Here is a 24,269-nt window from a genome sequence, read left to right as displayed (position 1 = left end):
TGTCGTGGCCGTGGGCCCGGGACAATGAGGTGGGGTAACCATGAACGCGCCGTACGACGGTGACCGCGGCCAGGCCGTGGGCGGCTCGGACCCCGAGGGCCCGCCGCCCGAGAACGGCCCGGTACCGCCGCAGCACCCCGCGGACATGTACCTCCAGGACGCCTACGACCAGGACCCCTACCGCGGGCAGGACCTCTCCGCCCAGGACCCGGTCGCCGAGGCGCTCTACGACCGTGCCGCGCACCCCCCGCCCCCGCCGGGCACCTTCCCGCCGGCGCAGCAGCTGTACGCGCAGCCGCAGCAGTCGCCGTACGCCCCGGACCCGCACGTGTGGGCGCAGACGCCCGCGCCGGAGCCGGACGGCCCGACCCAGTACCTGCCGTTCGGCGACGATCCCCGCACCACCCAGTACGTGGGGGTGGACGACCTCGTCAGCCAGGCCGGCGAGGGCCGCCACGAGCCGGATGCCTTCGCCCACCTCTTCCGCGACCAGCAGCAGAGCGCCGGCCACCCCTCGTACGAGCAGCAGCCGTCGGTGCCGGGTCCGGCGGCCGCACCCGGCACCGGGCAGGGACCCGCGGGCCCGCACCAGGCGCCGCCCGCGCACAGTGCCGAGCAGACGCTCCATCTGGGCGCCACCCCCGCCGCGCCCGTCGCCGCGGACGCCTCGGCCGACGTGGAGGCTCCGGCGGCCGTGTCCGCCGCGCCCGCCGCGCCGGTGAAGAAGGGCGGCCGCGCCGCGGGTCTGCTGAAGTCGAGCGCCGTGATGGCGGCGGGCACGATGGTCTCCCGCCTGACCGGCTTCGTCCGTTCCGCGCTGATCGTCTCCGCGCTCGGCGTCGGCCTCCTCGGTGACACCTTCCAGGTCGCCTACCAGCTGCCGACGATGATCTACATCCTGACCGTCGGCGGTGGACTGAACTCCGTCTTCGTCCCGCAGCTCGTCCGGGCCATGAAGGACGACGAGGACGGCGGCGAGGCCTACGCCAACCGGCTGCTGACGCTTGTCATGGTGGCACTCGGGCTGCTGACGGCAGCAGCAATCGTCGCCGCGCCGCTGCTGGTCCATCTGCTGTCGCCCTCCGTGGCCGGCGATCCGGCGGCCAACGACGTGGGCATCACCTTCGTCCATTACTTCGTGCCGTCCATCTTCTTCATGGGCATCCATGTCGTGATGGGCCAGGTGCTCAACGCCCGGGGCAAGTTCGGCGCAATGATGTGGACCCCGGTCCTGAACAACATCGTCATCATCGTGACGCTGGGCATGTTCATCTGGGTCTACGGCACCGCCGCGGACTCCGGCATGAAGGTCACCAACATCCCGCCGGAGGGCCAGCGCCTCCTCGGCGTCGGCATCCTGCTCGGGCTCGTCGTCCAGGCCCTGGCAATGATTCCGTACCTGCGGGAGACCGGGTTCCGGCTGCGGCTGCGCTTCGACTGGCGCGGCCACGGCCTGGGCAAGGCCGTCACCCTCGCCAAGTGGACCTTCCTGTTCGTCCTGGCGAACCAGGCCGGCGCCATCGTCGTCACCAACTTGTCCACGGCCGCCGGAAAGCACTCCCCGGTCGACGGCACCGGCTTCGCCGCCTACGCCAACGCGCAGCTGATCTGGGGCCTGCCGCAGGCCATCATCACGGTGTCGCTGATGGCCGCCCTGCTGCCGCGCATCTCCCGCTCGGCGGCCGAGGACGACACCGGTGCGGTCCGGGACGACATCTCGCAGGGCCTGCGCACCACGGCCGTCGCGATCGTGCCCATCGCCTTCGGGTTCCTGGCCCTCGGCATCCCGATGTGCACGCTGATCTTCGGCTCATCGGGCACGAGCGAGGCCACCAACATGGGCTACATGCTGATGGCCTTCGGCCTCGGCCTGGTCCCGTACTCCGTGCAGTACGTCGTACTGCGTGCCTTCTACGCCTACGAGGACACCCGCACGCCCTTCTACAACACGGTCATCGTGGCCGCGGTCAACGCCGGCGCCTCGGCGCTGTGCTACTTCCTGCTCCCGGCCCGCTGGGCCGTGGTCGGCATGGCCGCCGCGTACGGCCTGGCCTACGCCATCGGTGTCGGTGTCGCCTGGTCCCGGCTCCGCAAGCGCCTCGGTGGTGATCTGGACGGGGCCCAGGTCCTGCGCACCTACGCACGGCTGTGCATCGCCTCGGTCCCGGCCGCCGCGCTCAGCGGCGCCGCCTGCTACGGCATCGGGCACGCGCTCGGCCAGGGTGTGGCCGGCTCCTTCGCGGCCCTGCTGGCCGGTGGGGTCGTCCTGCTCGGCGTCTTCTACGCCGCCGCCCGCCGTATGCGTATCGAGGAACTGAACTCGCTCGTGGGTATGGTGCGCGGACGACTGGGCCGCTGAGAGAGGGTAGGCGCACAACCAACGGACGCCACCGTGTGTCGTGCATAGCGGCGGACTGTGGGCACAATTGGTTTCGGCGTCGGACGGCGCGCTCGTCGTCGCACGGCGCGCAAAGGATGGGGAGGCAGGAACGACGGTGGCGGAACGGAGCACGGCTGCCGTCGACGTGGCAGACAACAGCGACGACGAGTCGCTGACCGCACAGGCGGACCAGTCCACGGCCGACGGGGTGGCCCAGAACCGGGAGCGGGACACGGACATCGACGAGGCACAGGGGAGTGGTGGGACGGCGGAACATCCCGGAAAGGCCTCACCGCCGGAGCTGCACAGCGGTCACAAACTGGCCAGACGCTACCGTCTCGAGGAATGCGTCACCCGTCTGGACGGATTCAGCAGTTGGCGTGCGGTCGACGAGAAACTGCGCCGCGCCGTCGGTATCCATGTCCTGCCCGCCCACCACGCGCGGGCCCGCTCCGTGCTGGCGGCGGCCCGTTCCTCCGCATTGCTCGGCGACCCCCGCTTCGTGCAGGTCCTGGACGCCGTCGAGGAGAACGACCTCGTCTACGTCGTCCACGAGTGGCTGCCCGACGCCACCGAACTGACCACCCTGCTCGCCGGCGGCCCGCTGGAGCCGCACGACGCCTACCAGATGGTCAGTCAGATCGCCGCCGCCATGGCCGCCGCCCACCGCGAGGGTCTCGCCCATCTGCGCCTGAACCCCAACGCCGTGCTGCGCACCTCCACCGGTCAGTGGCGCATCCGCGGCCTGGCCGTCAACGCCGCGCTGCGCGGGGTCAGCTCCGACACCCCGCAGCGCACCGACACCGAGGCGATCGGCGCTCTGCTGTACGCGGCGCTCACCCAGCGCTGGCCGTACGAGAACGACGCCTACGGCCTGTCCGGTCTGCCCAAGGACCTCGGTCTGATCCCGCCCGACCAGGTACGGGCCGGTGTCCACCGCGGCCTGTCCGAGCTCGCCATGCGTGCCCTCGTCAACGACGGGGCGACCGCCTCCCGGCACGAGGCGCCGTGCACCACTCCGGAGGAACTGGTCAAGGCGATCGGCGAGATGCCCCGCATCCGCCCGCCGGAGCCGGCGTTCACCGCACCGCCCGAATACCAGCGCACGACGTACCAGCAGGGCTCCTACGGCCGCCCCTCGGCGCACCCGGGCGGCACGCAGCCGGTGCCCACCCCGCCGCCCCCGCTGCAGAGCCGTACCGGCAAGGCGCTGAAGTGGGCGGTGTCCGCCCTGCTGATCGCCGCGCTCGGGCTGGGCAGCTGGCAGCTCGCGGACGCCCTGATGGACCGGGGCGGCACAGCCGAGGACACCGACCAGACCCAGACCACGGACGGCAACGGCAAGGCCGGCGACCAGAACAGGCCGACCAAGCCGATCCAGATCGAGAAGGCCGAGGAGTACGTGGCGGAGGGGTCCCCCCAGGCTCCTGAGGACGTGGGCAACACCTACGACAGCGACAGCTCCACGTACTGGCGCACCAAGCGCTACAACGAGGGGCCCACGCTCGCCCCGTACAAGCCGGGCGTGGGCATCGTCTACAAGCTCGGATCGGCGCAGGAGGTCCAGTCCGCGTCGATAGCGCTCCGGTACCCCGGTGACCACACCACCGTCCACCTGTACGCCACCGACTCCCTGACGCCGTCCACGACGATCGACGGCATGCAGGAGATCGGCACCGCCACCACGAGCGGCACCTCGCTCACCGTGAAGGCGTCGAAGACGGTGAAGACGCGGTACGTCCTGCTGTGGATCACGGCAGTGCCGAACGCGCCCTCGGACGGCTACAGCAGCGCGGGCTGGAAGCAGGCCGTCACCGACGTGACGTTCAAGGGCTGACATCTCACCGAGGGGGAGGGGGTCGGATGGCGGACGGCAGCGGATACGACGGTGTGAGCGATCAGGAGTTGCTCGCCCGTCATACGCAGGGAGACCCCGACGCCTTCGGTGAGCTCGTGCGGCGCCACCGGGACCGGCTGTGGGCGGTGGCCCTGCGTACGCTCGGGGACCGCGAGGAGGCCGCCGACGCGGTGCAGGACGCCCTCGTGTCCGCCTACCGGGCCGCCCACACCTTCCGCGGACAGTCGGCGGTCACGACCTGGCTGCACCGGATCACGGTGAACGCCTGCCTCGACCGCGCCCGCAAGGCCGCCTCCCGCAAGACCTCGCCGGTCGACGACACCGAGCGGCTGGAGCAGCTGCTGGAGCCGCACGAGTCCGCCTCCGCGCCCGCGGAACGCAACGACCTCCACCGCCAGCTCCTGGAAGCGCTCGGCACCCTCCCGGCCGACCAGCGGGCCGCCCTGGTGCTGGTCGACATGCAGGGGTATCCCGTCGCCGAGGCCGCCCGCATCCTCGACGTGCCGACCGGGACCGTGAAGAGCCGCTGCGCCCGGGGCAGAGCCAGACTGGTTCCGCTGCTCACCCATCTGCGCTCCGAAAACGCCTCCGACAGCGGAAAACCGGACGCGGGACGGAACCGGGTGGACGGGACATCCGTCCCACCGGCAGCGGAACCCGGCGACCCGGGTTCCGGTGAGGCAGGACCGAGCGACTCAGCTGCTGTGAAGGGCGGAGGTGGGCGAGCGTGACATCCACGACGGACATGGCCGGGCACCCGGATGTCGCCGAGATCTCCGACCTCGCCGAGGGACTGCTCCCGCCGGCGCGGAGCACGGACGTCCGGCGGCATCTGGATTCGTGTGAGCTGTGCGCGGACGTCTACGCGTCGCTGGAGGAGATCCGCGGGCTGCTCGGCACGCTGCCGGGCCCGCCGCGGATGCCGGCCGATGTCGCCGGCCGCATCGACGCCGCCCTTGCCGCCGAGGCCCTGCTGAGCGCGACCACTCCGGAGGAGCGCTCCGAAGAGGCGGCCGCTTCCTCGGTCAGCGAGCACGATGCGCATGTTTCACGTGAAACAGCGACCGTCTCCGACCGCCCCGCCGGACACGCCCGTACCGCCACCACGGGGCCCGGGCGCAAGCAGCGTCCGCGCCGCAGCCGCCGTACGGTCGGGCTCATCAGCGCCGCCTGCGCGGCTGCCGCTGTCGGGCTCGGTGCTCTCCTGGTGTCCACGCTGACCGGCGGCACCTCCGGCACGACGGCACAGCAGCACCAGTCCTCCGCTGCGGACACCTTCTCCGAGGCCAGGCTGTCACAGCAGGTCGACCGGCTGCTCGCCCAGCAGCAGAGGTCCGGGGACGGCTCGCGCACGCCACACAGCTTCGGTGCGGACTCCAGGACCGGCACCGAGCAGCCCAAGGTGTTCCGCTCCGGGCCCACGGTCCCCGAGTGCGTCCGCCGGGGCCTCGGCCGCGACGATGCCGCCCTGGGCACCGAGACAGGCACCTTCCAGGGCAAGGACGCGCTGCTCGTCGTGGTGCCCGACACCTCCGACGTGAACCGGGTCGACGCCTACCTCATGGACGCCACCTGCGTCGCCCATCCCTCGGCCGGCACCGCCAAGGTGCTGCTCAACAACTCGTACACGCGTCCCTGAGGACAGCCCGCCCGTGTGCACGGACACGGCGGGAATGCACGCCCCTTAGGATCCGTTGGGTGGGGTGAGAGTTCTGAAGGGGCTCCACCGGCCGTACGACGCAGTCCAGAGACGAGGAACCAAGCCGTGAGCGACGTCCGTAACGTGATCATCATCGGCTCCGGGCCCGCCGGTTACACGGCGGCGCTGTACACCGCGCGCGCGTCGCTGAAGCCCCTGGTGTTCGAGGGCGCCGTGACCGCGGGTGGCGCCTTGATGAACACGACCGAGGTGGAGAACTTCCCGGGCTTCCGCGACGGCATCATGGGCCCCGAGCTCATGGACAACATGCGCGCCCAGGCCGAGCGCTTCGGTGCCGAGCTGATCCCGGACGACATCGTCTCCGTCGACCTCACCGGTGAGATCAAGACCGTCACCGACACCGCCGGCACGGTGCACCAGGCCAAGGCCGTGATCGTCACTACCGGCTCCCAGCACCGCAAGCTGGGCCTGCCGAACGAGGACGCGCTGTCCGGCCGCGGTGTCTCCTGGTGTGCCACTTGTGACGGCTTCTTCTTCAGGGACCAGGACATCGCCGTGATCGGCGGCGGTGACACCGCGATGGAGGAGGCCACCTTCCTCTCGCGGTTCGCCAAGTCCGTGACCGTCGTCCACCGCCGCGACACGCTGCGTGCCTCCAAGGCCATGCAGGAGCGCGCCTTCGCCGACCCGAAGATCAAGTTCGTCTGGGACAGCGAGGTGGCCGAGATCCAGGGCGAGCAGAAGCTGTCCGGCCTGAAGCTGCGCAACCTCAAGACCGGCGAGCTCTCGGACCTGCCGGTGACCGGTCTGTTCATCGCGATCGGTCACGACCCGCGCACCGAGCTGTTCAAGGGCCAGCTGGACCTGGACGAGGAGGGCTACCTCAAGGTCGCCGCGCCCTCCACCCGGACGAACCTCACCGGTGTCTTCGGCGCCGGTGACGTGGTCGACCACACCTACCGCCAGGCGATCACCGCGGCCGGCACCGGCTGCTCCGCCGCCCTGGACGCCGAGCGCTACCTCGCTGCCCTCGCCGACAACGAGCAGCAGGCAGAGCCCGAGAAGACCTCCGTCTGATCCCCCTTCCGCCCCACGCACCGACCGATTAAGGAGAGCCCACCGTGGCCGACCTGAAGAACGTGACCGACGACTCCTTCGCTCAGGACGTCCTCAAGAGCGACAAGCCTGTCCTGGTGGACTTCTGGGCCGCCTGGTGCGGCCCGTGCCGCCAGATCGCTCCGTCTCTCGCGGCGATCGCGGCCGAGTACGGCGACAAGATCGAGGTCGTCAAGCTCAACATCGACGAGAACCCGGCGACGGCCGCCAAGTACGGCGTGATGTCCATCCCGACGCTGAACGTCTACCAGAACGGCGAGGTCGCCAAGACCATCGTCGGCGCCAAGCCGAAGGCCGCCATCGTGCGCGATCTCGAAGACTTCATCGGCTGACGTTTCACGTGAAACATCAAGGGGCCGGCCCTCAAGGGCCGGCCCCTTTCATGTCGTGGAGGATTACAGCGGTCGCAGCGCCGGCTCCTTCTGCACCGCGCCCAGCAGACGGTCCAACGCCAGCTCCACGTCTTCCTTCCACGACAGCGTGGAGCGCAGCTCCAGCCGCAGCCGCGGATGCGCAGGATGCTGGCGGACCGTCTTGAAGCCCACGGCCAGCAGATGGTCGGCGGGCAGCAGACAGGCCGGCTCCTTCCAGCGGGCGTCCCCGAACGCCTCGATGGCCTTGAACCCGCGGCGCAGCAGATCCTTGGCGACCGTCTGGACCATCACCCGGCCCAGCCCCTGCCCCTGGTATCCCGGCAGGATGAAGGCGGTGATCAGCTGCACGGCGTCCGGCGAGACCGGGCTGGTGGGAAAGGCAGTAGAGCGGGGCACGTAGGCGGGCGGCGCGTAGAGCACATAGCCCACCGGCTTGTCGTCCACGTAGACGACCCGGCCGCAGGAGCCCCAGTCGAGCAGGACCGCGGAGATCCAGGCTTCCTTCTCCAGAGCCGGTGTGCCGGCCTTTATCGCGGCTTCGCCACAGACGGGATCGAGCTCCCAGAAGACACACGAGCGACAACGCTTGGGAAGGTCCTGAAGGTTGTCCAGCGTGAGCGGTACGAGCCGACGCCCCATGAAGGCTGTTCCTCGCTTTCTTCGCTCGCCGAACCACGGGCGGCTGACAGAGCACTCCGTTCCCTGAGCAGGCTGCCGACGAAGCCGCCGACCGCGCCCAGCCCCAGTCCCGCGCTCACCAGCCCGGTCCGGCTCATCGTTCGCACGGCTCCCCGCCTCCCACTCAAAGGTGCCTGCCAGGTGGATGCGCCATACCTCAACGCATCGTATCCACGATGCGATTGCATCGATACCGGCAGAAAGCAAAGAGCGGGCCGTGTTCCGGTACACACCGGACACGGCCCGCTCCCGCAAGGTGATCAGGCGTCGGACTCCTCAGCACCGTCGTCCTGGAGGCTCCTGGACAGCACCGGCCCCTCGCCCGGGGCGAGCGTGCCGAGGATCCGCTCGAGGTCTTCCACGGAGGCGAACTCGACAGTGATCTTGCCCTTCTTCTGGCCCAGGTCGACCTTCACCCGCGTCTCGAAACGGTCCGAGAGCCGGCTCGCGAGATCGGACAACGCCGGGGAGAGCCGACCGCCGGCCCGCGGGCCCTTGGCACGCTGAGCCTTCTGCGGGCGCGACCCCATCAGGGTCACGATCTCCTCCACCGACCGCACCGAGAGCCCCTCGGCAACGATGCGGTGGGCCAGCCGGTCCTGATCCTCGAGGTCGTCGACGCCGAGCAGCGCCCGCGCATGACCGGCCGACAGCACGCCCGCGGCCACCATGTTCTGCACCTTGGGCGACAGCTTCAGCAGACGCAGCGTGTTGGAGACCTGCGGGCGGGAACGGCCGATGCGGTCCGCCAGCTGGTCGTGGGTGCAGTTGAAGTCCTTCAGCAGCTGATCGTAGGCGGCCGCCTCTTCGATCGGGTTCAGCTGCGCCCGGTGCAGGTTCTCCAGCAGCGCGTCCAGGAGGAGCTTCTCGTCCTCCGTGGCCCGCACGATCGCCGGGATGGCGTCCAGCCCCGCCTCACGGCAGGCCCGCCAGCGGCGCTCCCCCATGATGAGTTCGTACTGGGCCGGGCCGACCTGCCGGACGACGACCGGCTGGAGGAGACCGACTTCCTTGATGGAGGTGATGAGCTCCGCCAGTGCCTCCTCGTCGAAAACCTTACGGGGCTGTTCCGGGTTCGGCCGGATGGCGTCGAGAGGGATCTCCGCGAAGTGGGCTCCGAGAGGAGGCGCAGGCATCTCCGGCGCGGATGCCGTCGGTTCCTCTGTTTCACGTGAAACAGAGGGGAGCGTGGCCAGCCTGGCGGCGGCCACTCCACGGTCGCTCGTCAGCAGCGGGACCGACGCGGGGGATGCCGACGCGCCACCTCCCAAGGCCGTCGCGGCTGGTGTCTTCTCGGTCGGGGCAGCAGGAATCAGCGCGCCGAGTCCACGTCCCAGCCCCCTCCGTCGGTCGCTCACTGGATGCCCTCCACCATGTTCGGGTTGCTCTGGGCGCCGATGTGGGCGTGCGCCGCCTCATAACTGACGCCGACGCCCCTCAGCGCGATCTCTCGTGCCGCCTCAAGATAGGACAGCGCACCGCTCGACCCCGGATCGTAGGTCAGAACCGTCTGCCCATAGCTCGGTGCCTCGGAGATACGGACCGAGCGAGGGATGCTCGTCCGCAGCACCTCGTCACCGAAGTGGGTGCGCACCTCTTCGGCGACCTGAGACGCCAGGCGCGTCCGGCCGTCGTACATGGTGAGCAGGATGGTCGACACATGCAGCGTGGGGTTGAGGTGTCCCCGCACCAGATCGACGTTGCGCAGCAGTTGGCCCAGGCCTTCCAGTGCGTAGTACTCGCACTGGATCGGGATCAGGACCTCCTGGCCCGCGACGAGCGCGTTGACCGTCAGCAGGCCGAGCGAGGGCGGGCAGTCGATGAGGATGTAGTCCAGCGGCTGCTCGTAAGCCTGGATCGCCCGCTGCAGCCGGCTCTCGCGCGCCACGAGCGAGACCAACTCGATCTCCGCACCGGCGAGATCGATGGTGGCGGGGGCGCAGAAAAGGCCCTCGACATCGGGGACCGGCTGCACGACTTCGGCGAGTGGCCTGCTGTCGACCAACACGTCATAGATGGACGGAACTTCGGCGTGGTGGTCGATGCCCAGCGCGGTGGACGCGTTGCCCTGCGGATCGAGGTCGACCACCAGTACCCGGCCGCCGTGCAGTGCCAGCGAGGCGGCGAGGTTGACGGTCGTCGTCGTCTTGCCGACGCCGCCCTTCTGGTTGGCGACCACGATCACACGGGTCTGCTCCGGTCGTGGCAGACCTTCGCCGGCGCGGCCCAGAGCCTCCACCGCCAGTTGGGCAGCACGACCGATCGGAGTGTCGTCCATGGGGGGCGGTGTTTCACGTGAAACATCGTCCTCCATCGACTCAGTACGGGGACCGGGGACCGGATCGGTCATCGGTCCCGCGATGTTGGCGTCGGACCGCAAGGATTCACTCTCCTCGACTTCAGGCTCGCAATGAACAGAGCCTCGCATGCCTTCGGGGTCATGAACCAGTGAGGTCTGGTCTTCTGTGGAGAAATCCACCTCTGTGGACAACTCTGTGCCCCCCAGGGCGGACCTTGGCTCCTCGACAGGCGTCTCATCGAGTGAACCGAGGGGCTTACGGTCGCGGGGTTCGGCCGCAGCGCGGCCCCGACTGATGATGCCGTGCAGCAGTGAGCGACGTTTCACGTGAAACACGATGCACAGCACCGCAGGCCGAACTGTCGACGACACTCCGTCGCGCGTAGCCCGGGCAGCTTGTGTGGAGTACGTCTCGGCGTCGGAGACGATCAACGCCGTCGGCGTGTCCGGCCCGTCCGTGCCGCCTTCGCACGCTTCGCCGCGAACCGCACGCCGCCGGGGCTCTCGCCGACCTCGACCCGCACCACGGTCGACAGGGGATCCACCACGCCCTCACCCACATGCAGGATCGACGTCTCCACCGCACCCAGCTTGCTCAGTGCCGTGGCCGCGCTCTTCAGCTCCTCCTCAGCCGTGTCGCCCTTGAGCGCGAGCATCTCGCCGTAGGGACGCAGCAGCGGGATGCCCCAGGCGGCCAGCCGGTCCAGCGGGGCGACCGCGCGGGCCGTGACGACGTGGACGGGAGTCAGCTTGCCCATGACCTCCTCGGCGCGTCCGCGCACCACGGTGACGTGGTCGAGCCCGAGCAGCTCCACGACCTCCGTGAGGAAGGTCGTGCGCCGCAGCAGTGGCTCCAGCAGCGTGATCTTGATGTCCTCACGCACGAGCGCCAGCGGGATGCCGGGCAGGCCCGCACCGGAGCCCACATCGCACACGGTCACCCCCTCAGGAACGACCTCCGAGAGCACCGCACAGTTCAGCAGGTGCCGCTCCCACAGGCGCGGCACCTCCCGCGGCCCGATGAGCCCACGCTGCACACCGGCCTCGGCCAGGAGCTCGGCGTATCGGACCGCATCCGTGAAGCGATCACCGAACACGTCGCGCGCCTGCTCGGGCGCAGGGGGGAGCTCCGCTGCCTCCGTCACGGGGACCGTCCTTCCGTACCGCATCAGCGCCAACGGCGCCGATCACCAGAACTACAGGCTGACAAAGTCCGGCCCCGCCTGCGCATCAGACGGGGCCGGAGTGACGTACGTACCGACGTCAGTTGGGCAGGACGACGACGAAGCGCTGCGGCTCCTCGCCCTCGGACTCGCTGCGCAGGCCGGCGGCCTTCACCGCGTCGTGGACGACCTTCCGCTCGAACGGGGTCATCGGCCTGAGCCGCTTGGCCTCACCGCTGCTCCTGACCTCGGCGGCGGCCTTGGCACCCAGCTCGGACAGCTCGGAGCGCTTGTTGGCCCGGTAGCCGGCGACGTCGAGCATCAGCCGGCTGCGGTCCCCGGTCTCCCGGTGCACGGCCAGTCGCGTCAGCTCCTGGAGCGCCTCGAGCACCTCGCCGTCACGGCCCACCAGCTTCTGCAGGTCGCGGCTGCCCGTGTCGCTGATGATCGACACGGCGGCCCGGTCACCCTCGACGTCCATGTCGATGTCGCCGTCGAGGTCGGCGATGTCCAGCAGACCCTCGAGGTAGTCCGCCGCGATCTCGCCTTCCTGCTCCAGGCGGGTGAGGGTGTCTGCACCCTCGGCAGCGGCGGAGGTGGTGCCTTCCGTCACGGGATGGGCTCCTTCTTACTTCTTGGACGGGGACTTGGGCCGCTGCGGGCCCTTGCGCTGTCCGGACTGGGCCTTGCTGCGGGTACCGGAGCCCTGCTTCGGGGCGGCCTTGCCGGAGGCGCCGGCGGGCTTGGTGTCCTCGGGCTCGTCGGACTTGCTCAGCGACGGACCGGTGGACGACGGCTCATCGGGCTTCGCGGCGCCCGACTGGCGCTGGGACTTCGACTGTCGCTTGGGCTGCTGCCGCTTGGGCTGGCCACCGGTGGTGGTGGGCGTGCCGTCCTCGGCCACGGCGACCGCCTGGCTCTCGCCGCGGATCACCGTGCCGTCGGTCTGGGCGGCCAGGCCGACCTTGTTCAGGCCGTTGATGAACTTGCGCTCGAACTCGTTGCGGTCGCGGCCCTTGGCGACGATGGCCTTGACGATGACCTTGTCCCGGCGCCGGGCGACCTTGCCGTGGTGCGTGACGTGCTTGTACAGGCGCTCCAGGTAGGCGGCCTGGGCCTTGGAACCCGGGGTGGGGTTGTTGTGGATGACGTACATCTGCTGGCCCATGGTCCACACGTTGGTGGTCAGCCAGTAGACGAGGACACCGACCGGGAAGTTGATGCCGAAGACGGCGAACATGACCGGGAAGACGTACATCAGCATCTTCTGCTGCTGCATGAACGGCGTCTTCACCGTGGTGTCGACGTTCTTCGTCATCAGCTGTCGCTGCGTGTAGAACTGCGAGAACGACATCAGGACGATCATGATGGCGGTCACGACCCGGACGTCGGTCAGCGTCGCGCCGAGCGCCTCGACCTTGCTCGAGCTGTCCATGAACTTCGCCGCGAGCGGGGCGCCGAAGATGTGCGCCTGACGGGCACTGGCCAGCAGCGGGTCGTTGATGACGCCGATGGTCTTGCCCGTCGCGATGCCGTTGAGCACGTGGTACAGGGCGAAGAAGAACGGCGACTGGGCGAGGATGGGAAGGCACGAGGAGAGCGGGTTGGTACCCGTCTCCTTGTACAGCTTCATCATCTCTTCGGACTGGCGCTGCTTGTCGTTCTTGTAGCGCTCCTGGATCTTCTTCATCTCCGGCTGGAGCGTCTGCATCGCGCGCGTGGCCTTGATCTGCTTCACGAAGAGCGGGATCAGGCAGATGCGGATCAGGATCACCAGGGACACGATGGACAGGCCCCAGGCCCACCCGGTGTCAGGCCCGAAGATCGCCCCGTACACCTTGTGGAACTGGACGATGACCCAGGAGACGGGCCAGGTGATGAAACTGAAGAGGCTGGCAATCGTGTCCACTAATCATGCTCCTTGGGCATGGGGCGGGGTCTCTGCGGCCGGGCTCGAAGGGATCTTCCCGTCGGTGGCCGGTTCGGCGGCGGAGGGCCCGCCCCTGCGTGCACGCCAGGCGTCACGCAGCATTTCGTGCCACCGCGGGCGCTTGCGCGGCGGAACATGGTCCACACCGCCCGGCGACCACGGATTGCACCGCAGAATGCGCCAGGCTGTGAGCGCTGTTCCCTTGATCGCACCGTGCCGGTCGATCGCCGTGTAGCCGTAACGGGAGCACGACGGGTAGTACCTGCACACCGGCCCGAGCAGCGGACTGATCGTCCACTGGTAGAGCTTGATCAGGGCCAGCAGTGGGTACTTCATCGCGCGCCCCCTCCCAGCAGCCGCTGCAGGGCGGCGTCCAGGTCTCGGGCCAGCTGTGCATGGTCGGCGTCACCCGCACCGGGCAGCGCTCGTACGACTACCAGGCTACCGGGGGGCAGCCGGGTGACCCGGTCGCGCATCAGATGGCGAAGCCTGCGCTTCACCTTGTTGCGCACGACCGCGCCGCCGATGGCCTTGCTCACGACGAAACCCGCACGCGGCGGGGGAGCGCTCTCCCCTGGCGCGTGCGGGTCCGTGGCACCGCTGCGAAAATGGACGACGAGGGACGGGCGGGCTGCCCGACGACCTCGTCGTACCGCGGTCGCGAAGTCCTCGCGCCGCCTCAGCCGGTTGTCGGTGGGCAGCACGACGTCATGACCTGATCGGAATCAGGCGGACAGGCGGGCGCGACCCTTGCTACGGCGGGTTGCGAGAATCGCGCGGCCGGCACGGGTACGCATACGCAGCCGGAAGCCGTGGGTCTTCGCGCGACGACGGTTGTTCGGCTGGAAGGTGCGCTTGCTCACTCGGGGGCTCCAGAAAGATTCGGGGTTGGCGGGGTGCCGTCCTGGCTGTCACCGTGCGCCCACGAGTAGCTCGCGTTACGCCCGAGTGCACCGCTGTCCGATCACCGTGTTCGCGATCTGTGCCCATCGGAGGCAGGCGGCAGCAGCCATCGACAACTCGACCTGGTTACGGTACGCGGGACTACGCCATCCGGTCAAACCGACGGTCACCGGGAGACACTTGTCCACAGCCTGGGGACAACAACTTGAACCGTACCCGCCGCGCTGACTACCGTGGCTGGACTCCGATTCGTTCCCTTGTCCCCTCAACCACCCGATTCACATCCCGACCCGTCCCCGAACCACACGTTCGAGGGACTCTCTGAGAGAGCGTGCCCTGTGGCTGACGTACCTGCCGATCTTGCCGCAGTGTGGCCACGAGTGCTGGAACAGCTCCTCGGTGAGGGACGCGGCCAGGGGGTCGAGGGCAAGGACGAGCACTGGATCCGGCGCACCCAGCCGCTGGCGCTGGTCGCCGACACGGCCCTGCTCGCCGTACCGAACGAGTTCGCGAAGAACGTCCTCGAGGGGCGTCTGGCGCCGATCGTCAGCGAGACGCTGAGCCGCGAGTGCGGCCGGCCGATCCGGATCGCGATCACCGTCGACGACTCCGCGGGCGAGCCCGCTCCCCCCGCCACGCCGTCCGCTCCGCCGCAGCCTCGCTATGAGGAGTCGCGGTACGAGGAGTCGCGCTACGAGGAGCCCGAGCCGCCCGCCGCCCCGCAGTACGACCAGTACGAGGGGTACGGCCGGCACCGCGGCGAGCCCGGTGACCAGCTCCCCACGGCCCGGCCGGCCTACCCCTCCGAGTACCAGCGCCCCGAGCCGGGCGCCTGGCCGCGTCCCTCCCAGGACGACTACGGCTGGCAGCAGCAGCGGCTCGGCTTCCCCGAACGTGACCTCTACGGCTCCGGCGGGCGCGGCGGCAAGGATCCGTACGGCTCCGGGCCGGGCGGAAATGACCCGTACGCGTCCGGCGGCCCGGCGAAGGATCCGTACGCCTCGCCGTCGTCGGCGGACTACCGGCCCCCCGCGGCGGAGCGGCCGTCCTACGACCAGCCCCGCGGCGACTACGACCGGCGGGATGCCCACGACACCCGCGACCCCCGCGCGTCGCGCGACTACGACCGCGACTACGACCAGCGCGACGGCGGCCGACGTGAGCTGCCCGAGCCGCCGGCCGGCTCCGGGCACGTGCACCGCGGCGGCCCCGTGGGCTCCAACCTGCCCACCTCCGGGGCGCCCGGACCGCTGGCCGCGCAGCCCGCGCCGGCCTCGGGCCCCGGGGAGCCGACCGCGCGGCTGAACCCGAAGTACCTGTTCGACACGTTCGTCATCGGCGCTTCCAACCGGTTCGCGCACGCGGCCGCGGTGGCCGTCGCCGAGGCGCCCGCGAAGGCGTACAACCCGCTGTTCATCTACGGCGAGTCCGGGCTCGGCAAGACGCACCTCCTGCACGCCATCGGGCACTACGCGCGCAGCCTGTACCCGGGCACGCGCGTGCGGTACGTGAGCTCGGAGGAGTTCACGAACGAGTTCATCAACTCGATCCGCGACGGCAAGGGCGACAGCTTCCGCAAGCGGTACCGGGAGATGGACATCCTGCTCGTCGACGACATCCAGTTCCTGGCGGACAAGGAGTCGACGCAGGAGGAGTTCTTCCACACCTTCAACACGCTCCACAACGCCAACAAGCAGATCGTGCTGTCCTCCGACCGGCCGCCGAAGCAGCTGGTCACGCTGGAGGACCGGCTGCGGAACCGGTTCGAGTGGGGTCTGATCACCGACGTCCAGCCGCCCGAGCTGGAGACGCGGATCGCGATCCTGCGCAAGAAGGCGGTGCAGGAGCAGCTGAACGCGCCGCCGGAGGTGCTGGAGTTCATCGCCTCCCGGATCTCGCGGAACATCCGTGAGCTGGAGGGCGCGCTGATCCGGGTGACGGCGTTCGCGTCGCTCAACCGGCAGCCGGTGGACCTCGGCCTGACGGAGATCGTCCTGAAGGACCTGATCCCGGGCGGCGAGGACTCGGCCCCGGAGATCACCTCCACGGCGATCATGAGCGCGACGGCGGACTACTTCGGGCTGACGGTCGAGGACCTGTGCGGCACGTCGCGCGGCCGCGCGCTGGTGACCGCCCGGCAGATCGCCATGTATCTGTGCCGCGAGCTGACGGATCTGTCGCTGCCGAAGATCGGTGCGCTGTTCGGCGGCCGGGACCACACGACGGTGATGCACGCGGATCGCAAGATCCGCAATCTGATGGCCGAGCGCCGCTCCATCTACAACCAGGTCACCGAGCTCACCAACCGCATCAAGAACGGCTGACGCCACCACGGCGAACCGTCTGAGGGCGTCTCCGGGTCTCCGGAGACGCCCTCAGACGTATGCCGGCAGTGCCGCAACAACCCCGTGGTGACCGCGACGGCCCCCGGCGGGACGACCAAGACGGGATGCGACGGCATTCGACGGCCTCCGACGGACCCGTAGGCCAACGATCGCCGTCGCACATCTGTCATCTCATGTTCGATTACCTGCCGGGTTACGGCCTCTCTCCACAGATTCGGGGACTTTTTCGCGTCCACATCCTGGGGACTGCCGAGTTGTCCAGATCGCATCCACAGGCCAGCCTGGGGGAAAGCCATCGGCCCAGCTCATGTGCCTGTGGATCCGTGGACGAAGGAGATCCACAGGGTGTGGACAACTTGCCGGTCCACACCCTGTGCATGAAGTTGTCCACGGGTAACCCACAGGCTGCGGCCCGTTGTCCCCAGAGATCGCCCGCTTCTCCACATGTCTGTCCACTGTTCGGCAAGCCGACGCGCCTCCTCACCGCGTCGAGTGAAAGGCGTCACACGAAGCCGCCGGGTTGGCCTGTGGGAAACGTGGGTAAAACTGGGGACGCTTCTGGGGAGAACTCGCCCCGGCCTGTTGATGGCGTGTGCAGAACTTTCTGTTCTCCACAGACAGCCCCGGTTGTCCACCGCCTCCGCCCACAGGCCCGGTGGACAAAATTTGGGCTCTGACCTGCGCAAACGAGGTTATCCACGGTATCCACAGGCCCTACTACTACCAACGACTAGAGAGAGCCAGGAAACCGTTTCGAAGTGGGGGCTGTGCACAACTCGCTGTCGGTTGACCGACTGCCCCTCGTCGCGACTTGACCCCGACGGGCACCTACTGTCAGTGCGGTGCGTCAGACTGGTCCCGGTGTCCTTCCCCTCCTCGGGGCTCGTGACACCGCGACAGACGACGAAGGCGAAGCAGGGCGACAAGCGCCGGCAACAGCAGGAGGCGGCTTACCGTGAAGATCCGGGTGGAACGCGACGTACTCGCGGAGGCAGTGGCCTGGGCGGCCCGCAGCCTCCCGGCCCGTCCGCCGGCGCCTGTCCTCGCCGGCCTGCTGCTGAAGGCGGAGGACGGCCAGCTGAGCCTGTCCAGTTTCGACTACGAGGTCTCCGCCCGGGTGAGCGTCGAGGCCGAGGTCGAGGAGGAGGGCACGGTCCTGGTGTCCGGCCGCCTGCTCGCCGACATCTCCCGCGCTCTCCCCAACCGCCCCGTGGAGATTTCCACAGACGGTGTACGGGCGACCGTGGTCTGTGGGTCGTCCCGGTTCACCCTGCACACCCTGCCTGTGGAGGAGTACCCGGCGCTGCCGCAGATGCCGAACGCGACGGGCACGGTCCCCGGCGAGGTCTTCGCCGCCGCCGTCTCGCAGGTGGCCATCGCCGCCGGCCGTGACGACACGCTGCCCGTCCTCACCGGTGTGCGCATCGAGATCGAGGGCGACACGGTCACCCTGGCCTCCACCGACCGCTACCGCTTCGCGGTCCGCGAGTTCCTGTGGAAGCCGGAGAACCCGGACGTCTCCGCGGTCGCCCTGGTGCCCGCCAAGACCCTCCAGGACACCGCCAAGGCGCTCACCAGCGGCGACAGCGTGATCCTGGCGCTGTCCGGCTCTGGCGCCGGTGAGGGCCTGATCGGCTTCGAGGGCGCCGGCCGCCGCACCACGACCCGTCTGCTCGAGGGCGACCTGCCGAAGTACCGCACGCTGTTCCCGACGGAGTTCAACTCCGTCGCCGTGATCGAGACCGCCCCCTTCGTGGAGGCCGTCAAGCGTGTGGCCCTGGTCGCCGAGCGCAACACCCCGGTGCGGCTCAGCTTCGAGCAGGGCGTGCTGATCCTGGAGGCCGGCTCCAGCGACGACGCACAGGCTGTGGAAAGGGTCGACGCCCAGCTGGAGGGTGACGACATCTCCATCGCCTTCAACCCGACGTTCCTGCTGGACGGCCTGAGCGCGATCGACTCCCCGGTGGCGCAGCTGTCGTTCACCACGTCCACCAAGCCCGCGCTGCTCAGCGGCAAGCCGGCCGTGGACGCCGAGGCGGACGAGGCGTACAAGTACCTGATCATGCCGGTGCGGCTGAGCGGCTGATCCCGGTCCGGCGCCGGAGCGAGGCCGTCGCGGTGGTCCACAGCCTGTGGACCACCGCCCATCGAAATCCCCAGGTGAGGGCCTACGTATGAGCGCGTATGCCCACAGCTGTGCGGGACCGTCCGGGATTAGGCTCGGACAGGGGTACGAGGTGCCCCAGGGGTGCGCGAGCGCCCCGCACGCCACACAGCGACCGTAAGGAACAGCACTGATGGAGCTCGGTCTCGTCGGCCTCGGCAAGATGGGCGGCAACATGCGCGAGCGGATCCGCCGCGCGGGCCACACCGTCATCGGATATGACCGCAACCCCGACGTCGCGGACGTCCACAGCCTGCAAGAGCTTGTGGGGAAGCTGTCCGGCCCCCGCGTGGTCTGGGTGATGGTCCCGGCCGGCGAGCCGACCCAGTCGACCATCGACCAGCTCGCCGAGCTGCTGCAGCCCGGTGACGTGGTGGTGGACGGCGGCAACTCCCGCTGGACCGACGACGAGAAGCACGCGCGGGAGCTGGCTGCCAAGGGCATCGGCTTCGTCGACTGCGGTGTCTCCGGCGGCGTCTGGGGCCTGGAGAACGGCTACGCCCTGATGTACGGCGGCGACGCCGAGAACGTCGCCAAGGTGCAGCCGGTCTTCGACGCGCTCAAGCCGGAGGGCGAGTTCGGCGCGGTGCACGCCGGCAAGGTCGGCGCGGGCCACTTCGCGAAGATGGTCCACAACGGCATCGAGTACGCGATGATGCAGGCCTACGCCGAGGGCTGGGAGCTGCTGGAGAAGGTCGACTCCGTGGAGAACGTCCGCGAGGTCTTCCGCTCCTGGCAGGAGGGCACGGTCATCCGCTCCTGGCTGCTGGACCTCGCGGTGAACGCCCTCGACGAGGACGAGCACCTTCAGGGCCTGCGCGGTTACGCACAGGACTCCGGTGAGGGACGCTGGACCGTGGAGGCCGCCATCGACAACGCGGTGCCGCTGCCGGCGATCACCGCGTCGCTGTTCGCGCGGTTCGCCTCCCGTCAGGAGGACTCGCCGCAGATGAAGATGATCGCGGCGCTGCGCAATCAGTTCGGCGGCCACGCGGTCGAGAAGAAGTGACGCGCCGGACCACCTGACGCGTCACACGAAGAAGCAACGCGAAGAACAACGCGAAGCAAGCACTACCCGAAGGTTGGGGAGGTCGGCGAACGACCATGCACGTCACGCATCTGTCGCTGGCCGACTTCCGCTCCTACGCCCGGGCCGAGGTCCCGCTGGAGGCGGGCGTCACCACGTTCGTCGGCCCCAACGGGCAGGGCAAGACCAACCTGGTGGAAGCGGTCGGCTACCTCGCCACCCTCGGCAGCCACCGCGTCGCCTCCGACGCCCCGCTCGTGCGCATGGGCGCCGAGCGGGCCGTCGTACGCGCCCAGGTCCGGCAGGGCGAGCGGCAGCAGCTGATCGAGCTGGAGCTCAACCCCGGCAAGGCCAACCGCGCCCGCATCAACCGGTCCTCCCAGGTCAGGCCGCGGGACATCCTCGGCATCGTGCGGACCGTGCTGTTCGCGCCGGAGGACCTCGCCCTCGTCAAGGGCGATCCCGGGGAGCGGCGGCGGTTCCTGGACGAGCTGATCACCGCGCGCTCCCCGCGCATGGCGGGCGTGCGCTCCGACTACGAGCGGGTGCTGAAGCAGCGCAACACCCTGCTCAAGACGGCCGCGCTGGCCCGCCGGCACGGCGGCCGCTCCATGGACCTGTCCACGCTCGACGTGTGGGACCAGCACCTCGCACACGCCGGCGCCGAACTGCTCGCCCAGCGCCTGGACCTGATCGCCGCGCTGCAGCCGCTGGCCGACAAGGCGTACGAGCAGCTGGCCCCGGGCGGCGGTCCGATCGGTCTGGAGTACAAGCCGTCCGCGCCCGGCGAGGCGCACGCGCGTGAGGATCTCCACGCGCAGCTCATGGCGGCGCTCGCGGACGCCCGCAAGCAGGAGATCGAGCGGGGCGTCACCCTCGTCGGCCCGCACCGCGACGACCTGCTGCTCAAGCTCGGCCAGCTGCCCGCCAAGGGCTACGCCTCGCACGGCGAGTCCTGGTCCTACGCCCTCGCCCTGCGCCTGGCCTCCTACGACCTGCTGCGCGCCGAGGGCAACGAGCCGGTGCTCATCCTCGACGACGTCTTCGCCGAACTGGACGCCCGCCGCCGGGAACGGCTGGCGGAGCTGGTGGCGCCCGGCGAGCAGGTGCTGGTGACGGCCGCGGTCGACGACGACGTGCCGCACGTGCTCAGCGGAGCGCGATACGCGGTGGCGGACGGCGAGGTGGCACGCGTATGACCGAAGAGGTGGCACGCGGATGACCGAGGCGGAGCACACCCCGGCGGAGCCCCGCCCAGGCGCCGCCCCGGCGCAGGCCGGTGGCCCGAAGAAGGCCCCCGAACCCTCCGGCGTCGACCTCGCGCGCGTGGCGCTCAGGGCGGCGAAGGAGGCGGCACGCGCGCGTGGCGACGCGGCGCAGCAGAAGAAGCAGGCGCGCCGCGGCGGACTGCGTTCGGGCGCGCGCGCCGACGGACGCGACCCGATGGCGCTCGGCGCGGCGATCAACCGGCTGATCACCGAGCGGGGCTGGGAGACGCCGGCCGCGGTGGGCGGTGTGATGGGCCGCTGGCCGCAGATCGTCGGCGAGGACGTGGCCAAGCACTGTGTGCCGGAGAAGTACGACGAGGACGAGCGCGTGCTGGTGGTGCGCTGCGACTCCACGGCCTGGGCGACCAACCTGCGTCTGCTCGCGCCGACGCTGGTCGCGCGGCTCAACGAGGACCTGGGGCACGGCGCGGTCCACATGATCAAGGTGCTGGGCCCCGGCGGCCCCGCGCGTCGCTATGGTCCCCTGCGCGCCCCCGGCAGCGCCGGGCCGGGCGACACCTACGGCTGAGCGCGGCCGCGGACCGCGCCGGCGTGCCTGAGTGAGGGACGTCACACCGCATTCACACCTCTACGCGCGTGCGTGCCGGGTCGCGTGCGGTGCCGCCCGCCCCCGCGTACGCAACGCACGCACGCGTGCACGGCAAGATACGCAAAATCACCGCATAAGCGGATGAAACGACTCCTGACTCCCGAGTAGCGAAGGCTTGACAGCTCGAAGCGCTGAGTGCCGCTGTGAGCCTCTTGGAGCCCCCTTCCGTATATCGGGAGTCGGAAGAGGCCGGTTCAGGGCGCCACATCGGGACTCAGGTACCGGCAAACCCCCATCGATGTCAGTGCTACCGGTAGACTGGAAGACAATCCCGCCCCAAACGTGGGGACCGTCCGGGAAACGCTGAGCAACGCTGATCAAGGCTTACCAACGCACCATGCCGCAGCCGCTCCGGCAACCCTCCTGCACAGGGGGAACCCCCAGGAGCCTGGCTTGTGCTGTGCCAGAAAGGGCGCTTCGTGGCCGATTCCGGCAACCCCAACGAGAACATCCCGTCCACCGACGCCGGCGCGGACAACGCGGCGAGCACCTCACGCGGTGAGGTCACGGCCTCGTACGATGCCAGCGCCATCACCGTCCTCGAGGGTCTGGACGCGGTCCGCAAGCGACCCGGCATGTACATCGGCTCGACGGGCGAGCGCGGACTGCACCACCTCGTGTACGAGGTCGTCGACAACTCCGTCGACGAGGCGCTGGCCGGCCACGCGGACACGATCGACGTGACGATCCTCGCCGACGGCGGGGTGCGTGTCGTCGACAACGGCCGTGGCATCCCCGTCGGCATCGTGCCCTCCGAGGGCAAGCCGGCGCTCGAGGTCGTGCTGACGGTCCTGCACGCGGGCGGCAAGTTCGGTGGCGGCGGCTACGCGGTCTCCGGTGGTCTGCACGGCGTGGGCGTGTCCGTCGTGAACGCCCTGTCGAGCAAGGTCTCCGTCGAGGTCAGGACCGACGGCCACCGCTGGACGCAGGACTACAAGATGGGCGTCCCGACGGCGCCGCTGGCCCAGCACGAGGCGACGCAGGAGACCGGCACCTCGGTCACCTTCTGGGCCGACTCGGACATCTTCGAGACCACGGAGTACTCCTTCGAGACGCTGTCGCGGCGTTTCCAGGAGATGGCGTTCCTCAACAAGGGCCTGACGATCAGGCTCACCGACGAGCGCGAGTCGGCGAAGGCCACCGCGGGGGCGGACGAGGCGGGCGCCGACGAGAAGGACGAGGCGAAGACCGTCACGTACCACTACGAGGGCGGCATCGTCGACTTCGTGAAGTACCTCAACTCCCGCAAGGGCGAGGCGGTCCACCCCACGGTCATCGACCTGGAGGCCGAGGACAAGGACAAGAGCCTGTCCCTCGAGGTCGCGATGCAGTGGAACAGCGGCTACAGCGAGGGCGTGTACTCCTTCGCGAACATCATCCACACCCACGAGGGCGGCACCCACGAAGAGGGCTTCCGCGCCGCGCTGACGTCCCTGATCAACAAGTACGCGCGGGACAAGAAGCTGCTGCGGGAGAAGGACGACAACCTCACCGGTGACGACATCCGCGAGGGCCTGACCGCGATCATCTCGGTCAAGCTGAGCGAGCCGCAGTTCGAGGGCCAGACGAAGACCAAGCTGGGCAACACGGAGGCGAAGACCTTCGTGCAGAAGGCGGTCTACGAACACCTCACCGACTGGCTCGACCGCAACCCGAACGAGGCCGCGGACATCGTCCGCAAGGGCATCCAGGCCGCCACCGCGCGCGTGGCCGCGCGCAAGGCCCGTGATCTGACCCGCCGCAAGGGCCTGCTGGAGACGGCGTCCCTGCCGGGCAAGCTGTCGGACTGCCAGTCGAACGACCCCACCAAGTGCGAGATCTTCATCGTCGAGGGTGACTCCGCCGGCGGCTCGGCCAAGTCCGGCCGCAACCCGGAGTACCAGGCGATCCTCCCGATCCGCGGCAAGATCCTCAACGTCGAGAAGGCCCGGATCGACAAGATCCTGCAGAACCAGGAGATCCAGGCGCTGATCTCCGCGTTCGGCACGGGTGTGCACGAGGACTTCGACATCGAGAAGCTCCGGTACCACAAGATCATCCTGATGGCGGACGCCGACGTCGACGGCCAGCACATCAACACGCTGCTGCTGACCTTCCTGTTCCGCTTCATGCGGCCGCTGGTCGAGGCCCGGCACGTGTTCCTGTCCCGCCCCCCGCTGTACAAGATCAAGTGGGGCAAGGACGACGTCGAGTACGCCTACTCCGACCGTGAGCGCGACGCCCTGCTGGAGCTGGGCCGCCAGCGTGGCAAGCGGGTGCGCGAGGACTCCATCCAGCGCTTCAAGGGCCTCGGCGAGATGAACGCCGAGGAGCTGCGCGTGACCACCATGGACCAGGAGCACCGCGTCCTCGGCCAGGTCACCATTGACGACGCCGCCCAGGCCGACGAGCTCTTCTCGGTCCTGATGGGCGAGGACGTCGAGGCCCGCCGCGCGTTCATCCAGCGCAACGCCAAGGACGTCCGTTTCCTCGACATCTGAGTCGGTCTCAGCTG

The 24,269-nt window shown here is 69.4% G+C and carries 21 protein-coding genes; 12 read left to right on the top strand and 9 right to left on the bottom strand.

Features of this window, described 5'->3' with window-relative positions; all coding sequences use genetic code 11:
- The first annotated feature begins 40 nt into the window (after window positions 1-40).
- From murJ to trxA, 6 genes are all read left to right on the top strand, one after another.
- Window positions 41-2,359 carry a murein biosynthesis integral membrane protein MurJ gene (gene murJ / locus AB0J12_RS18395; RefSeq protein WP_363265334.1) on the top strand — a complete coding sequence of 773 codons (2,319 nt, stop codon included), beginning with the start codon at window positions 41-43 and terminating at the stop codon, window positions 2,357-2,359.
- Between the two features lie 136 nt (window positions 2,360-2,495).
- On the top strand, window positions 2,496-4,217 hold the full coding sequence (locus AB0J12_RS18390; RefSeq protein WP_363265333.1) for a protein kinase family protein: 1,722 nt from the start codon (window positions 2,496-2,498) through the stop codon (window positions 4,215-4,217).
- A 26-nt stretch (window positions 4,218-4,243) separates the two neighbouring features.
- Window positions 4,244-4,969 (top strand): RNA polymerase sigma factor SigM, encoded by a 726-nt coding sequence (sigM, locus tag AB0J12_RS18385; protein WP_363265332.1) that lies wholly within the window; start codon window positions 4,244-4,246, stop codon window positions 4,967-4,969.
- Window positions 4,966-5,877 carry a hypothetical protein gene (locus AB0J12_RS18380; protein ID WP_363265331.1) on the top strand — a complete coding sequence of 304 codons (912 nt, stop codon included), beginning with the start codon at window positions 4,966-4,968 and terminating at the stop codon, window positions 5,875-5,877. The genes sigM and AB0J12_RS18380 overlap by 4 nt, the downstream gene beginning before the upstream one ends.
- 126 nt (window positions 5,878-6,003) lie before the next feature.
- Window positions 6,004-6,975 (top strand): thioredoxin-disulfide reductase, encoded by a 972-nt coding sequence (trxB, locus tag AB0J12_RS18375; protein ID WP_363265330.1) that lies wholly within the window; start codon window positions 6,004-6,006, stop codon window positions 6,973-6,975.
- A gap of 44 nt (window positions 6,976-7,019) precedes the next feature.
- Window positions 7,020-7,346 (top strand): thioredoxin, encoded by a 327-nt coding sequence (trxA, locus tag AB0J12_RS18370; protein ID WP_363265329.1) that lies wholly within the window; start codon window positions 7,020-7,022, stop codon window positions 7,344-7,346.
- 63 nt (window positions 7,347-7,409) lie between these two features.
- On the opposite strand, the gene AB0J12_RS18365 is transcribed toward trxA, so the two are convergent.
- From AB0J12_RS18365 to rpmH, 9 genes are all read right to left on the bottom strand, one after another.
- On the bottom strand, window positions 7,410-8,027 hold the full coding sequence (locus tag AB0J12_RS18365) for a GNAT family N-acetyltransferase (RefSeq protein WP_363265328.1): 618 nt from the start codon (window positions 8,025-8,027) through the stop codon (window positions 7,410-7,412).
- A 299-nt stretch (window positions 8,028-8,326) separates the two neighbouring features.
- Window positions 8,327-9,424 (bottom strand): ParB/RepB/Spo0J family partition protein, encoded by a 1,098-nt coding sequence (locus tag AB0J12_RS18360; protein ID WP_363265327.1) that lies wholly within the window; start codon window positions 9,422-9,424, stop codon window positions 8,327-8,329.
- Complete coding sequence (locus AB0J12_RS18355; protein ID WP_363265412.1) at window positions 9,421-10,494, bottom strand: AAA family ATPase; 1,074 nt, start codon at window positions 10,492-10,494, stop codon at window positions 9,421-9,423. The genes AB0J12_RS18360 and AB0J12_RS18355 overlap by 4 nt, the downstream gene beginning before the upstream one ends.
- Window positions 10,495-10,793: 299 nt before the next feature.
- The gene (gene rsmG / locus AB0J12_RS18350) at window positions 10,794-11,510 is read right to left on the bottom strand and encodes a 16S rRNA (guanine(527)-N(7))-methyltransferase RsmG (RefSeq protein ID WP_363265326.1); all 717 of its coding nucleotides are present in this window, start codon (window positions 11,508-11,510) and stop codon (window positions 10,794-10,796) included.
- A gap of 118 nt (window positions 11,511-11,628) precedes the next feature.
- Window positions 11,629-12,141 (bottom strand): R3H domain-containing nucleic acid-binding protein, encoded by a 513-nt coding sequence (locus tag AB0J12_RS18345; protein WP_363265325.1) that lies wholly within the window; start codon window positions 12,139-12,141, stop codon window positions 11,629-11,631.
- 15 nt (window positions 12,142-12,156) lie between these two features.
- A complete protein-coding gene (gene yidC, locus AB0J12_RS18340) occupies window positions 12,157-13,437 on the bottom strand; it encodes a membrane protein insertase YidC (RefSeq protein WP_363265324.1) in 1,281 nt (426 codons plus the stop codon).
- 3 nt (window positions 13,438-13,440) lie between these two features.
- The gene (gene yidD / locus AB0J12_RS18335) at window positions 13,441-13,794 is read right to left on the bottom strand and encodes a membrane protein insertion efficiency factor YidD (RefSeq protein WP_363265323.1); all 354 of its coding nucleotides are present in this window, start codon (window positions 13,792-13,794) and stop codon (window positions 13,441-13,443) included.
- Complete coding sequence (gene rnpA / locus AB0J12_RS18330; protein ID WP_363265322.1) at window positions 13,791-14,162, bottom strand: ribonuclease P protein component; 372 nt, start codon at window positions 14,160-14,162, stop codon at window positions 13,791-13,793. Before rnpA ends, yidD begins: the two co-directional genes overlap by 4 nt.
- 21 nt (window positions 14,163-14,183) lie before the next feature.
- Window positions 14,184-14,321, bottom strand: a complete 138-nt coding sequence (rpmH, locus tag AB0J12_RS18325) for a 50S ribosomal protein L34 (RefSeq protein WP_003975051.1) — start codon at window positions 14,319-14,321, stop codon at window positions 14,184-14,186.
- Between the two features lie 378 nt (window positions 14,322-14,699).
- On the opposite strand from rpmH, the gene dnaA reads away from it, so the two are divergent.
- The 6 genes from dnaA (at window position 14,700) to gyrB (ending at window position 24,255) form a co-directional block, all read left to right on the top strand.
- Window positions 14,700-16,685, top strand: coding sequence for a chromosomal replication initiator protein DnaA (gene dnaA / locus AB0J12_RS18320; RefSeq protein WP_363265320.1), 1,986 nt, complete (start codon window positions 14,700-14,702; stop codon window positions 16,683-16,685).
- A 976-nt stretch (window positions 16,686-17,661) separates the two neighbouring features.
- On the top strand, window positions 17,662-18,792 hold the full coding sequence (gene dnaN, locus AB0J12_RS18315) for a DNA polymerase III subunit beta (protein WP_363265319.1): 1,131 nt from the start codon (window positions 17,662-17,664) through the stop codon (window positions 18,790-18,792).
- A gap of 211 nt (window positions 18,793-19,003) precedes the next feature.
- Window positions 19,004-19,879, top strand: coding sequence for a phosphogluconate dehydrogenase (NAD(+)-dependent, decarboxylating) (gnd, locus tag AB0J12_RS18310; RefSeq protein ID WP_363265318.1), 876 nt, complete (start codon window positions 19,004-19,006; stop codon window positions 19,877-19,879).
- A gap of 95 nt (window positions 19,880-19,974) precedes the next feature.
- Window positions 19,975-21,096, top strand: coding sequence for a DNA replication/repair protein RecF (gene recF, locus AB0J12_RS18305; RefSeq protein WP_363265317.1), 1,122 nt, complete (start codon window positions 19,975-19,977; stop codon window positions 21,094-21,096).
- Between the two features lie 19 nt (window positions 21,097-21,115).
- Window positions 21,116-21,694 carry a DciA family protein gene (locus AB0J12_RS18300; protein ID WP_363265316.1) on the top strand — a complete coding sequence of 193 codons (579 nt, stop codon included), beginning with the start codon at window positions 21,116-21,118 and terminating at the stop codon, window positions 21,692-21,694.
- 476 nt (window positions 21,695-22,170) lie between these two features.
- A complete protein-coding gene (gyrB, locus tag AB0J12_RS18295; RefSeq protein WP_363265315.1) occupies window positions 22,171-24,255 on the top strand; it encodes a DNA topoisomerase (ATP-hydrolyzing) subunit B in 2,085 nt (694 codons plus the stop codon).
- The last annotated feature ends 14 nt before the right edge of the window (window positions 24,256-24,269 follow it).

Source organism: Streptomyces sp. NPDC049915 (assembly GCF_040656475.1).
In the GTDB taxonomy this organism is placed as follows: Bacteria; Actinomycetota; Actinomycetes; order Streptomycetales; family Streptomycetaceae; genus Streptomyces.
The sequence above is the reverse complement of the archived record's forward strand: the minus strand, read 5'-3'. Positions and strand labels throughout refer to the sequence as shown.

Excerpts from the sequence above, each read along its gene's own strand:
- gnd (WP_363265318.1), top strand. The coding sequence starts at position 19,004 with ATGGAGCTCGGTCTCGTCGGCCTCGGCAAGATGGGCGGCAACATGCGC.
- AB0J12_RS18365 (WP_363265328.1), bottom strand. The coding sequence starts at position 8,027 with ATGGGGCGTCGGCTCGTACCGCTCACGCTGGACAACCTTCAGGACCTT.
- murJ (WP_363265334.1), top strand. The coding sequence starts at position 41 with ATGAACGCGCCGTACGACGGTGACCGCGGCCAGGCCGTGGGCGGCTCG.
- AB0J12_RS18355 (WP_363265412.1), bottom strand. The coding sequence starts at position 10,494 with ATGCGAGGCTCTGTTCATTGCGAGCCTGAAGTCGAGGAGAGTGAATCC.
- yidD (WP_363265323.1), bottom strand. The coding sequence starts at position 13,794 with ATGAAGTACCCACTGCTGGCCCTGATCAAGCTCTACCAGTGGACGATC.
- recF (WP_363265317.1), top strand. The coding sequence starts at position 19,975 with ATGCACGTCACGCATCTGTCGCTGGCCGACTTCCGCTCCTACGCCCGG.
- sigM (WP_363265332.1), top strand. The coding sequence starts at position 4,244 with ATGGCGGACGGCAGCGGATACGACGGTGTGAGCGATCAGGAGTTGCTC.
- AB0J12_RS18300 (WP_363265316.1), top strand. The coding sequence starts at position 21,116 with ATGACCGAGGCGGAGCACACCCCGGCGGAGCCCCGCCCAGGCGCCGCC.